Origin of the sequence: Nonomuraea fastidiosa (assembly GCF_042751225.1) — a bacterium.
GTDB classification, from domain to species: domain Bacteria; phylum Actinomycetota; class Actinomycetes; order Streptosporangiales; family Streptosporangiaceae; genus Nonomuraea; species Nonomuraea fastidiosa.
Map to the genome: position 1 here is coordinate 4,740,497 of NZ_CP170570.1, position 11,547 is coordinate 4,752,043.

12 protein-coding genes are annotated in these 11,547 nt (G+C 69.6%); 9 read left to right on the forward strand and 3 right to left on the reverse strand.

All coding sequences use genetic code 11. From position 1 onward, the window contains the following. Positions 1-265: 265 nt before the first annotated feature. The 4 genes from ACFMQL_RS22105 (at position 266) to ACFMQL_RS22120 (ending at position 3,103) form a co-directional block, all read left to right on the forward strand. Positions 266-1,753, forward strand: coding sequence for a sensor histidine kinase (locus ACFMQL_RS22105; protein WP_378786835.1), 1,488 nt, complete (start codon positions 266-268; stop codon positions 1,751-1,753). Next, the gene (locus ACFMQL_RS22110) at positions 1,750-2,172 is read left to right on the forward strand and encodes a roadblock/LC7 domain-containing protein (RefSeq protein ID WP_364061292.1); all 423 of its coding nucleotides are present in this window, start codon (positions 1,750-1,752) and stop codon (positions 2,170-2,172) included. The genes ACFMQL_RS22105 and ACFMQL_RS22110 overlap by 4 nt, the downstream gene beginning before the upstream one ends. A 66-nt stretch (positions 2,173-2,238) precedes the next feature. Next, positions 2,239-2,553: a DUF742 domain-containing protein gene (locus ACFMQL_RS22115; RefSeq protein ID WP_364061397.1), complete on the forward strand. Its 315-nt coding sequence runs from the start codon at positions 2,239-2,241 to the stop codon at positions 2,551-2,553. Beyond that, complete coding sequence (locus ACFMQL_RS22120) at positions 2,534-3,103, forward strand: ATP/GTP-binding protein (RefSeq protein ID WP_378786837.1); 570 nt, start codon at positions 2,534-2,536, stop codon at positions 3,101-3,103. The genes ACFMQL_RS22115 and ACFMQL_RS22120 overlap by 20 nt, the downstream gene beginning before the upstream one ends. Here ACFMQL_RS22120 and ACFMQL_RS22125 read toward each other — a convergent pair whose 3' ends face one another. Both ACFMQL_RS22125 and ACFMQL_RS22130 read right to left on the reverse strand, forming a co-directional pair. Continuing rightward, on the reverse strand, positions 3,104-4,072 hold the full coding sequence (locus tag ACFMQL_RS22125; protein WP_364061298.1) for an SIS domain-containing protein: 969 nt from the start codon (positions 4,070-4,072) through the stop codon (positions 3,104-3,106). It abuts the gene before it with no gap. Further along, positions 4,069-5,388, reverse strand: coding sequence for a hypothetical protein (locus tag ACFMQL_RS22130; RefSeq protein WP_378786839.1), 1,320 nt, complete (start codon positions 5,386-5,388; stop codon positions 4,069-4,071). Before ACFMQL_RS22130 ends, ACFMQL_RS22125 begins: the two co-directional genes overlap by 4 nt. Before the next feature lie 360 nt (positions 5,389-5,748). On the opposite strand from ACFMQL_RS22130, the gene ACFMQL_RS22135 reads away from it, so the two are divergent. The 4 genes from ACFMQL_RS22135 to ACFMQL_RS22150 are packed head-to-tail and all read left to right on the forward strand — an operon-like array spanning position 5,749 to position 9,556. Continuing rightward, on the forward strand, positions 5,749-6,870 hold the full coding sequence (locus ACFMQL_RS22135) for a spermidine/putrescine ABC transporter substrate-binding protein (protein WP_378786840.1): 1,122 nt from the start codon (positions 5,749-5,751) through the stop codon (positions 6,868-6,870). 11 nt (positions 6,871-6,881) lie between these two features. Beyond that, the gene (locus ACFMQL_RS22140) at positions 6,882-7,748 is read left to right on the forward strand and encodes an ABC transporter permease (RefSeq protein ID WP_378786841.1); all 867 of its coding nucleotides are present in this window, start codon (positions 6,882-6,884) and stop codon (positions 7,746-7,748) included. Continuing rightward, a complete protein-coding gene (locus ACFMQL_RS22145; protein ID WP_364061310.1) occupies positions 7,741-8,520 on the forward strand; it encodes an ABC transporter permease in 780 nt (259 codons plus the stop codon). Before ACFMQL_RS22140 ends, ACFMQL_RS22145 begins: the two co-directional genes overlap by 8 nt. Beyond that, entirely contained in the window at positions 8,507-9,556 is a 1,050-nt protein-coding gene (locus ACFMQL_RS22150; protein WP_364061313.1) for an ABC transporter ATP-binding protein, read from the forward strand. Before ACFMQL_RS22145 ends, ACFMQL_RS22150 begins: the two co-directional genes overlap by 14 nt. On the opposite strand, the gene ACFMQL_RS22155 is transcribed toward ACFMQL_RS22150, so the two are convergent. Then, entirely contained in the window at positions 9,550-10,155 is a 606-nt protein-coding gene (locus tag ACFMQL_RS22155) for a TetR family transcriptional regulator (RefSeq protein ID WP_364061316.1), read from the reverse strand. The genes ACFMQL_RS22150 and ACFMQL_RS22155 overlap by 7 nt on opposite strands. A 126-nt stretch (positions 10,156-10,281) precedes the next feature. Between ACFMQL_RS22155 and ACFMQL_RS22160 the strand changes: the two genes are divergently transcribed. Beyond that, positions 10,282-11,547 (forward strand): glycosyltransferase, encoded by a 1,266-nt coding sequence (locus tag ACFMQL_RS22160; protein ID WP_364061319.1) that lies wholly within the window; start codon positions 10,282-10,284, stop codon positions 11,545-11,547.

Consider the following 11,547-nt stretch of genomic DNA (forward strand, 5'->3'; position numbering starts at 1 on the left):
ATGCGCAAGGTCGAGCAGCGCCAGGCCCAGGGCATCGTGCAGCGCAGCGAGGCACTCAGCGCCGACGAGCGGCAGCGCGCCGTCGTGACCGCGATCGCCGTGCTCGCCCTGCTCGTGGCCGTGCTGCTGATCACGACCGGCGTGGCGAGATCCCTCGTACGCCCCCTGCGCCGGCTGCGCGGCGAGGCCCTGGAGATCGCCTGGCCGGCTGCCCGAGTTCGTCCAGCACCTGCGCGAGTCCCGCGACGGCGCGGTCAACGTCGAGGTGCCGCCCATCGGCATCTTCACCAAGGACGAGGTGGGCGAGGTCGCGCGGGCCTTCGACGAGGTGCATCGCGAGGCCGTACGCCTGGCCGGCGACGAGGCCAAGCTGCGCTCGAACGTCAACGCCATGTTCGTCAACCTCTCCAGGCGCAGCCAGACCCTGGTCGAGCGGCAGCTCACGCTCATCGAGAAGCTGGAGCGCGGCGAGCGCGACGACGCCAGGCTCGGCGACCTGTTCAAGCTCGACCACCTCGCCACCCGCATGCGGCGCAACAGCGAGAACCTGCTGGTCCTCGCCGGTCAGGAGGCCGCGCGCAAGTGGAGCGAGCCGGTCGAGCTGATGGACATCGTCCGGGCCGCGCTGGGCGAGGTCGAAAGCTACGACCGGGTCAGCATCCAGGTCCAGTCGGACGTCGCCATCGCCGGACAGGCCGTCACCGACGTCGTGCACCTGCTCGCCGAGCTGGTCGAGAACGCCGTGTCCTTCTCGCCCGGTGACACCAAGGTCATCATCTCCAGCAGCCGCATCGACGGCGGCAGCCTGCTGCTGTCGGTCACCGACCACGGCATCGGCATGACGCAGGAGGAGCTGGCCGAGGCCAACTGGCGGCTGGCCAACCCGCCCGTCGTGGAAGTGTCCGTCTCGCGGCGCATGGGCCTGTTCGTGGTCGGCCGGCTGGCCCTGCGGCACAACATCAAGGTGCAGCTCCGGCTGCAGGACACCGGCGGGCTGACCGCCATGGTGCTGGTCCCGCCCGTGCTCCTCACCGGAGTGCCGGGGCCGGTGCCCGGCGCGGGTCAGCGGCAGCGGGCGTCCCGGCAGCCGCACACGCCGGCGCACGCGGCCGCCCCGGCCCCCGCGTACCCGTCCCCGCCGTCCCCGCCGTCCCCGCCGTCCCTGACGTCGCTGCCGTCGCTCACCGGGGGACACCCGTCCTTCGACACCTCGTCAGACACAGGGGCGGCGCCGTCGTACGACGGGCTCGCGCTCCGCAACGGCGCGGCGGGCCAGGGCGCGGCCGAGCCGTCGTGGTTCGACGTCACCCCCACCCCGGCGCACGCGATGGAGCAGGCGGCCCCCGAGCCGCCGCCCGCACGGCCCGACCCGCTGACCGCGCCCAGCTCCGAGCTGGGCATCTCCCACAGGCCCGAGCCCGCCGCGCAGGACCACGCGCCCGAGCCCGTGACCGAGGTGAGCAGCTGGTTCAGCCGCTCAGCCCCCACCGCGGACCACCGAGACCAGTCCTGGCCGTCCGCGGCCGACCAGGGCCGGCAGGCCGCCGGCGCCGCCGAGCCGGTCAAGAGCGGGACCACGAACTCCGGCTTGCCGAAGCGAACCCCGCGCGCGAACCTGGTACCGGGGACCGCGAACCCGAACCCTCCGCCCGTTCCCGCTCCTCCGGTCTCCCCCGACCGGCTGCGCAGCCGGCTGGCCAGCTACCAGCAGGGTGTACGCAAAGGACGCGCCGAGCTTGAGGAGGACTCATGAAGGAGCTGAGCCAGGCCGCCAAAGACGTCAACTGGCTCGTCACCGGCTTCGTCGAAGAGGTCCCGGGCGTGGCGCACGCGGTGGTGGTCTCCGCCGACGGGCTGCCGATGGCCTACTCCCGCGGCTTCCCCCAGGAGCGCGCCGACCAGCTCGCCGCCATCGCGGCCGGCCTGGTGAGCCTGACGCAGGGCTCGGCACGGGTGTTCGGCGGTGGCGAGGTCACCCAGACCCTCGTGGAGATGCAGCGCGGGCTGCTGCTGGTGATGGCGATCAGCGACGGATCCTGCCTCGCGGTGCTGGCCGCGCCCGACTGCGACATGGGCCTGGTCGCCTACCAGATGACGATCCTGGTCGAGCGCGCGGGGCAGGTGCTCACTCCTGCCGTGCGAGCGGAGTTGTCCTCCGTGCGCCCCTGGTGATGGGAGTGAACCTTGGCATCGTGGCACGACCAGGAAGAGGAGCCGGAGCGCAGCTCGCTCGTCCGCATGTACGCCGTCACCGGCGGACGTACGGCGCCGCGGACGAACCTCGCCATGGAGGCCCTGGTGTCATCGGCCACCTCGGCTCAGCTCGGCACGACGTACACACGCGAGTACCGGGCGATCAGCGAGCTGTGCCGCCAGGTACGCTCGGTGGCGGAGATCTCGGCGCTGCTCAGCGTGCCGCTCGGCGTGGCACGGGTGCTGGTCGCCGACATGGAGGCGGACGGGCTGGTCAGGGTGTACCAGCCGCAGCTTGAGGCGGGCCTGCCCGACAGAGGCCTGCTCGAAAGGGTTCTCAGTGGACTTCGCAGGCTCTAACCCCGGGCTCACCTCGACGAAGATCGTTGTCGCCGGCGGCTTCGGCGTGGGCAAGACCACCTTCGTCGGCGCGGTGTCGGAGATCATGCCCCTCACCACCGAGGCGGTGATGACCGACGCCTCGACCGGCATCGACGACCTCCGCCACACGCCGGGCAAGAGCACCACCACCGTGGCGCTGGACTTCGGCCGGCTCTCGCTCTCCGACGACCTGATCCTCTACCTGTTCGGCACGCCGGGCCAGCACCGGTTCTGGTTCATGTGGGACGACCTGGTGCGCGGCGCGATCGGGGCGGTGGTGCTGGTCGACTCGCGGCGGCTGGCCGACAGCTTCCCCGCCGTCGATTACTTCGAGAACTCCGGCATCCCGTTCATCATCGGGCTGAACGGCTGGGACGGCCAGTTCCCGCACAACGAGCACGAGGTGCGGGAGGCGCTGACGATCTCCGCCCACGTGCCGATCGTGCGCACGGACGCGCGGGCCAGGGAGGCGGTCAAGAACACCCTGATCGCGCTGGTCGAGCACGCGCTCGCCGTACGCGCGCACTGATCAGCCGTCCTCCTGGGCCGACCACCAGTAGGCCGCCACCAGCTCGGCCACCAGCGTCTCGGTGAGCAGGGCCACGTCGGGGTCGTCGTCGTGCACGTAGCGGACCGCCGCGGCGGCGTCCTTCACCTCGCCGCCCACGGTCACCACCGTGGAGCCGCGCTGCCGTACCCAGTCCATGGCCTGCTCGTCGTAGCGGGAGCCGGGGAAGAGCAGCGCGCGGTAGTCGAGGGTCTTGGTGAGGTAGACGTCCACGTGCGACCAGTCGCCGCTCTCGCAGGCGTCGGCCGGGCGGCGCGGGCCCTCCCGCAGCATCAGCGCCGACTGCTCCGCCGACGACAGGCGCTCGGCGGGGGCGATCGTGTAGACGCCGTGCGGGCCGTCCAGCAGCTCCAATGTCAGCGGCAGCCACTCGTCCCTGCGCTCCAGCAGGTCGGCGGTGGCCTCTGCGGCCCGCTCGACGAGCGCGGGCAGGTCCCGGGTGCGGCCGGTCAGCCGGCTCTCCAGGGCGAGCAGCAGGGCCAGCGTGTGCTGGAACGTCCGGCAGGCGACACCGCCGCGTTCCTCGCCCGCCCGCATCTCCACCACCAGGTCGGCGGCCTTCGCGAGCGCGGCGTCCGGGCGGTTGGTGAGCGCAGCCACGAACGAGGGCCCGCCCTGGTACGCCTCCACCGCGTCGAGCGTCTCGCGGCTGCCGCCGGTCGCCGAGATCGGCACCACCAGGGTGCCCGGGGCGGGCGGGAACGCGGCGGCGGCCGAGGCGTACTCGGCGACGGCGGCGACCCCGGCGGCGCGCAGCCTGCGGGCCGCCACCCCCGCCGCGTAGCGGGAGCTGCCCATGCCGAGGAACAGCACCCGGTCGACGTCCTCCGGCAGCCCGTCGAAGGGGTCGCCCGCCCGCAGCGCGGCGGCCAGGCCGGCGAGCGCCTCCGGCTTGCTCTCCAGGTCGGACAGGTAAAGCTCGGATTTCACGCGATGTTCTCCTCAGGTTTCTCCGCGCAGTGCCGCGAAGGGTCGTCTGCGGCCCGCGGCGCGGGCTCCTCCCCAGGGGTCTCCGTGGGGAACGGGGCGACATCCCCCGCAGGGGCGCCGGTGAGGTGCGGTGCGGGGGTGTCCGTGGGGTGCGGGGCGCCGTCTCCCGCAGGGGTGCCGGCGGGGTGCGGTGCGGGGGTGTCCGTAGGGTGCGGGGCGGCGTCTGCCGGCGGAGCGCCGGCGTCCGGCGCAGGGGTTTCCTCGGGGTACCAGGTGCGCAGGACGCCCATCGGGGCGTAGCGCCAGCGGGGCAGGTGGCGGGCGGCGTAGATCAGCTCGCGGCACTCCTGCTCCACCTCGAACGGGCGGATCAGCCGCTCATCCAGCAGATCGCTCCGGTGCCGCTCGGCCAGGCGGGCGCGGTAGGCGGCGAGCAGGGCGGCGCGGGCCTCGCGCACCCAGGCGGCGGCCCGGTCCGGCGGGGTGCCGCGCCGCTTGATCGCCACCTGGGCCACGTGTTCGAGGCTGGTGGTGAGCTGGGCCACGTCACGGGCGGCCGGCTGGCGTGGGTCGGCGTCGGTGACCGTGGGGTTGCCGTCGAAGTCGATCACCGCGTAGCCGTCGCGCCACTTGAGTATCTGGCCGACGTGCAGGTCACCGTGGATCCTGATCAGCGGCGTGGTCATGGGCGCGGCCAGCGAGGCCAGCTCCCTGCGCATGGCGTCGGCCCGTCCGGCGAGCCACGCGCCGTCCTCGCCCTCGGTCACCGCCAGCGCCTCACCCAGCGCTTCCTCCGCCCGCTCCGCGAACGCCTGATCCGGGCGCGTGTCCTCGGCTCGTTCCGCGGGCGCCGTCGTGGCGGCCGCCGCGTCTCCTGCCGCGCGCGCCTCTGCGGGCGTCCGCCCCGAGTCCGAGGAGGTGGGGGAGGCGGCGGGGCCGCCCGGGAGCGCGGGGCCTGCGGACGGCGGGGGCGCGGATGGCGCAGGGTGGGGGAGGGTGGACAGCGCGAGGTGGAGGTCGGCGGCGAGGCGGCCGAGTTCGGTCGCGAACGCCGTGGAGCCGGCGACGGCGTCGTCCACGCACCACTCCCAGCCGTCCCTGGCATCCGGAAGGTAACCGGTGACCAGCGCTAGGAGGTGTTCCCTGCCGTCTACCACGCCGGTCAGGACGGCGTAAGGAGGAGCGGTGTCCTTGAATCCAGCCTCAACGAGGTGGGCGAGGATGTCAGGGGTGGGATGGGGGAGGGGCGCGGGCGGGGTGAGCCACTTCACGACGACCCGCTCGTCCACCACCACCGAGTAGTTCGTCTGGTCCACGTGAGCTCCGAAGTCACGCTCACCTGGGACCCCAGTGTGGAGATCTCCAAGCCCGTACGAGAAGGTGGGCAACGGCAGAAATCGCCGTACGGACAGAGGTGCCGGTGCCTCCTCCCCGAGGCACGCCACGAGCGCGGCGCTGAGCCCGCGATCTCGCGGGGTGAGCGGTCTCTCACCCAGAGAGAGCACCCGGCGGCGTATTGAATCCCAATTCAACTCGTGGACCAAACTTCCAGGTAGCAATGTCATCAAAAGTCTTGCTCATGTTGATTTCTGCTGCAACACTCCTGCTCTGGTCTGCTGTGTCCGGTAAGGTCGCGCGACCCCTCTTACATCTCAATTTCAGAAGGAGTAGCGGCCGTGTCCCGTTCCCGGTTCACCCGTCGTTTCCCGGCCACCATCGCGGTGGTCGGCCTCGCGCTTGCCGTCGCGGCGTGCGGCGGTGGGGCCTCGTCAAGTTCACAGGACACGACGGGGGCGGCGGCCGAGCTCAAGCCCAACGCGGACCTGACGAAGCAGTCGTTGCAGGTCACGGTGTGGGATGGCTACCTGCCTAAGGAGCTGGCCGACAAGGTCAAAGCGACCCTCAAGGTCAAGGACATGACCATCACCTTGCACGACACCAATGAGATCGCGATGACCAAGCTCACCGCCCCCGGCGACAGTGGCATCGACGTGGCGTTCGTCTCCGGTCAGTACGCCCAGGCGCTCAACGCCATGGGCCTGCTGGAGCCGATCCACCCCGAGCTGATCCCCAACTTGGCCAACCTCTACCCCGAGGCCACGCAGCTGTCCTATGACAAGGGCAACAAGTACTCCGTGCCCTACACCTGGGGCACGACCGGCATCTGCTACCGCAAGGACCTCGTGAAGAAGGTCCCGGACAGCTGGAACGATCTCCTCAAGCCGCCGGCCTGGGCCGACAAGAAGGTCACGATGATGACCACCGAGCGCTGGCTCGCCCTGCCCGCGCTCAAGGTGCTCGGCTTCTCGGTCAACACCGACAAGGACGAGGAGATCGAGCAGGCCCGCAAGCTGCTGCTCGAGCAGAAGCCCCACCTGCTCACCTACGACGACACCACGTTCGGTGAGCGCCTGCAGAGCGGCGAGGCCGTGATGGTGGAGGCGTGGGACGGCTGGTGCCCGACCACCGACCCCAAGGGCAACATCGGGTTCGCGAACCCCAAGGAGGGCAGCGACCTCTGGGTGGACACCATGGTGATCATGAAGTCCTCCAAGAACAAGGAGGCCGCGCACGCCCTGATCAACTACATCCTGAGCCCCGAGATCCACAGCTGGGCGGCCGAGAACATCAACTACAAGGTCCCCAACAAGGCGGCCATGGAGCGGGTGAAGATCCCGAAGGGTTCGCTGCTCGGCATCACGCCGGACAAGCTGCTCGACGGTGAGTCGATCATCGACCTCGGTCCGGCGTCCACCAAGTACACCCGTCTGTCCGCCGACATCCAGGCGGCGAAGTAGTTGTCGTTGTAGTGGAATCAAAGGTCAAGGCCCTGCCGGCGTCCCGCTCCCGAGGGCGCCGGCTGGGCGCGTTCGTGTTCCTGACGCCGGGGCTCACCTACCTGCTGGTGCTGCTGCTGGTGCCGCTCGCGCTGGTGCTCAGCTACACGGTCTTCCAGCGGGGGCGCTTCGGCGGGGTCGTCTACGAGTTCACCACCGAGAACTTCAGCCGCCTGCTCGACCCGCTCTACTTCGACGTGGTCGTCCAGTCGCTGAAGATCGCGGTGCTGACGACCGTGATCGCGCTGCTGATCGGCTATCCGACGGCGTACCTGATCGCGCAGCTTCCGCGTAAGTGGAAGACGATCGCGCTGGTCGCCGTCGTGCTGCCGTTCTGGACGAACTTCATCATCCGCGTCTACGCGTGGATCATCCTGCTGAGCGGTCCCGGTCTGATCAACAGCGCGCTGAACGTCTTCGGCATCGAGCCGCTGGAGCTGCTCTACAACGACGGCGCGATCGTGACCGGACTGTTGTACTCGTACCTGCCGCTCATGGTGCTGCCGCTGTACGCCGCCATCGAGCGTCTCGACCCGCAGCTCCGCGAGGCGTCGGCCAACCTGGGCGCCTCGGCGTTCACCACGTTCAGGAAGGTCACGCTGCCGCTGACCCTGCCGGGCGTGCTGACCGGGAGCATGTTCGTGTTCGTGCCGAGCCTCGGCAACTTCGTCATCCCCGAGCTGCTCGGCGGCAGCAAGTCGATCATGGTGGGCAACCTCATCAGGCAGCAGTTCCTGACGGCGCGCGACTGGCCATTCGGCTCGACGCTGGCGCTGGCGGTCATCGCGGTGCTGATCGTGCTGCTCATGATCCAGGCATGGGTGACGCGCCGTGCGTAGGTCGAAGTTCCTGTACGTCCCGTTCTGGGCCACGTACGTCTTCCTGTACCTGCCGATCGTCGTCCTGGTCGTGATGTCGTTCAACGCGGGCGACTCGGCCTACAGCTTCGACGGCTTCAGCCTCAAGTGGTACGGCGAGCTGGTCCGCGACGACCGGGTGCTCTCGGGCGTGGTGAACACGCTGATCGTGGCCGCCGGGTCCACGGTGATCGCCACCGTGCTCGGCACGCTGCTGGCGGTCGGCCTGGTCAGGCACACCAGATCCAAGGTGCTCGAAGCGATCTCGCTGATGCCCGCCGTGCTGCCCGACCTGGTGATCGCCATCGGGCTGCTGCTGTTCTACGGGGCGATCCAGCTCACGCTCGGCCTGTACTCGGCGGTGCTGGCGCACGGCGTGTTCTCGATGGCGTTCGTGGCGGCGGTGGTGCGCACCCGGCTGACGGGGGCCGACACCTCGCTGGAGGAGGCCTCGCGCGACCTCGGCGCGGGCCCGGTCACGACGTTCATGAAGATCACGCTGCCGCAGCTGATGCCGGGCATCGTGGCCGGCGCGCTGCTCGCGTTCACGCTGTCGCTGGACGAGTTCGTGATCGCGTACTTCACGATCGGCAACAGCGAGCAGACGCTGCCGATCGTCATCTATTCCATGATCAGATTCGGGGTCACTCCGAAGATCAACGCGCTGGCCGCGATCCTGCTCCTGGTGAGCTTCACCGCCGTGATCGCCGGACAGCGCCTGACCAAGATCGGGGAATCGCGTGCTCAAGATTGACGGGATCACCCGGAGATTCGGCAGTGTCACCGCGCTGGACGACGTCTCGCTGGAGATCCGCCAGGGGGAGTTCTTCGCCCTGCTCGGCCCCTCCGGGTGCGGCAAGACCACGCTGCTGCGCATCATCGCGGGCTTCGAGACGCCCGACGCGGGCGGCGTCACGCTCGACGGCGAGGACCTGCTCGCCAAGCCGCCGAACAAGCGGCCGATCAGCATGATGTTCCAGTCGTACGCGCTGTTCCCGCACATGACCGTGGCCAAGAACGTCGCGTACGGGCTGGAGCGCGAGCGCCTGCCCCGCGCCGAGATCAAGCAGCGGGTCGGCGAGGTGCTGGAGACGGTCGGCCTGTCGGCGCACGCCTCGCGCAAGCCCGCCCAGCTCTCCGGCGGCCAGCGGCAGCGGGTCGCCCTCGCCCGCTCGATCGTCAAGCGGCCCCGGCTGCTGCTGCTCGACGAGCCGCTGTCGGCCCTGGACAAGAAGGTCCGCGCCGACATGCAGCTCGAACTCAAGCGGCTGCAGAACGAGGTGGGCATCACGTTCGTGGTCGTGACGCACGACCAGGAGGAGGCCATGTCGCTGGCCGACCGCATCGCGGTCTTCGACAGCGGCAAGGTCTGCCAGGTGGACGAGCCGATCGAGCTCTACGAGCGGCCCCGCACGCCGTTCGTGGCCGACTTCGTCGGCGCCAACAACCTCTTCGAGGGCACCGTGAACGGTTCGGACGGCATCAAGAGCGAGGCGTTCGGCACGCTCGAGGGCACGCTGATCGAGGAGCTGGATGAGGGCACCGGCGCGCTGCTCGCGGTCCGGCCCGAGAAGATCGAGCTGGCCGGCGAGGACGACACCAGGGGCCTGCCGGGCACCGTGCTCGACGTCAGCTTCTTCGGCGGCGTCTCGCACCTGTCGATCGAGGTGAAGGACCGCGACAAGCCGGTGCTGGCCGCCGTCCAGGGCGCCAGCACGATCAAGGCCGGCGCCAAGGTCAAGGTGTGCTGGAAGGCCGAGGACGCGGTCATCATGGCGGCGGGTCAGTGAATCAGGTCGTTGCCCGTGGCCGCGCGGGCGTAGGAGAGGATCAGCTCGGCCGCCTCGTCCGGGCCGATCAGGGGGTGCCTGGCGGTGATGCGGTAGCCGTAGGCGTCCTCCAGGGCCACCAGGTTGCGGGCGATCGTCAGCGAGTCGGCGCTCAGCCGGAACACGCCGATCGCCGCCCCGGTGTCCAGGATCGCCTGGTACATCGAGACCTGGCGGTCGTAGAGGGAGGTGAGCAGCACGCCGTAGACGCGGTTGCGGCCCGCGGCTCCGCCCAGCTCGTTGAGCAGGCGCACGTCGGGGTCGAGCGGCCCGGTGGGCAGCCCCGACCTGATCGTGACGACCAGCTTCTCGACCGGGTCGGTGAGGGTGGCGAGCTGGCGCAGGCGCTGCTCGTAGAAGCGCTCCATGCCCGCCTGCTGCGCCTCGACCAGCAGCTCGCTGAGGTCGGGGTAGTGGTACAGCACGGCCCCGGAGGTCAGCCCGGCCTCCTCGGCGACGTGCGAGAGCTGTACGCCGTCGATGCCGTGGCGGATGATGGCCCTGCGCGCGGCCTCGATCAAGTCGATGCGCCGATCACTGCGGCTCTTACGCTGAGCCACCCTCACCACCTTCACTCGTTGGGCCACTTTTCAGTTAGCCGTGACCATAGTGCCCTTAACTTGACCTTCACGCTAGATCCGTTTTTGAATTCACCTTCAAAATAACGAGTGTCCCCAGGAGTCTCGATGTCTCTCACGTTCCTGTTCATGCCGGAAAGCGCGTACGGACCGACCAACAACTGCATCGGCATCGGCGACATCCTGCGCAAGCGCGGTCACCGCGTCGTCTTCGCCGCCGAGGCGTCATGGAAGGGCAAGCTCGAGGCCCTCGGCTTCGAGGAGGACCTGGTCGACCTGGCCCCGCCGTCCGACGAGGAGCAGGACCCGGGCCAGTTCTGGAAGGACTTCATCCGCGACACGGCGCCGGAGTACCGCAAGAGCACGAGGGAGCAGCTCGAGACCGTCATCAAGCCCATCTGGGCCGAGCTGATCGACGGCGCGAAGTACTGCGAGCCGCAGCTCAAGGCCATCATCGAGCGGGTGAACCCCGACGTGATCATCGAGGACAACGTGCTCACGTTCCCCGCTCTGATCACCGCGGGCAAGAAGTTCGTCCGGATCGTCTCCTGCCAGCCGCTGGAGGTGCGCGGCCCGAACATCCCGCCGGTCTTCTCCGGCCTGCCCGCCGGCGACCGCTCGGAGTGGGACGCCTTCCGCGCCGAGTACGAGCGCACCCACCGCGAGCTGTGGACCGCCTGGAACGAGTGGTGCGTCGAGCAGGGCACCCCGCCGCTGCCCGACCTCGACTTCATCCACGAGGGCGACCTGAACCTCTACGTCTACCCGGAGATCCTCGACTACGTCGCCGACCGCCCCCTGGGCCCGACGTGGCACCGCCTGGACTCCTCGGTACGCGAGACAGACGAGGACTTCACGCTGCCCTTCGAGCGCAACGAGCACGCGCTGATCTACTTCTCGCTCGGCTCGCTCGGCTCCGCCGACGTGGAGCTCATGCAGCGCGTGATCGACGTGCTGGGCACCACCCCGCACCAGTACATCGTCTCCAAGGGCCCGCTGCACGAGGAGATCAAGCTCCACGACAACATGTGGGGCGAGGAGTTCCTTCCGCAGACTAAGATCATCCCACTGTGTGACTTGGTCATCACCCATGGCGGCAACAACACGACCACCGAGGCACTGCACTTCGGCAAGCCGATGATCTTGCTGCCGCTCTTCTGGGACCAGTACGACAACGCCCAGAGGGTCGATGAGCTCGGCTACGGTGTGAGGCTCTCCACCTACACCTTCGCCGACGAGGAACTCACAGGGGCGATCGCGAAGCTGCTCGGCGACACCGAGCTGCGGGCGCGCATCGCCGCCGCGGGCGAGGAGATCCGGCGCCGTGACGGCCTGCGCAAGGCCGCCGACCTGATCGAGCAGCTCGCTCGTTAG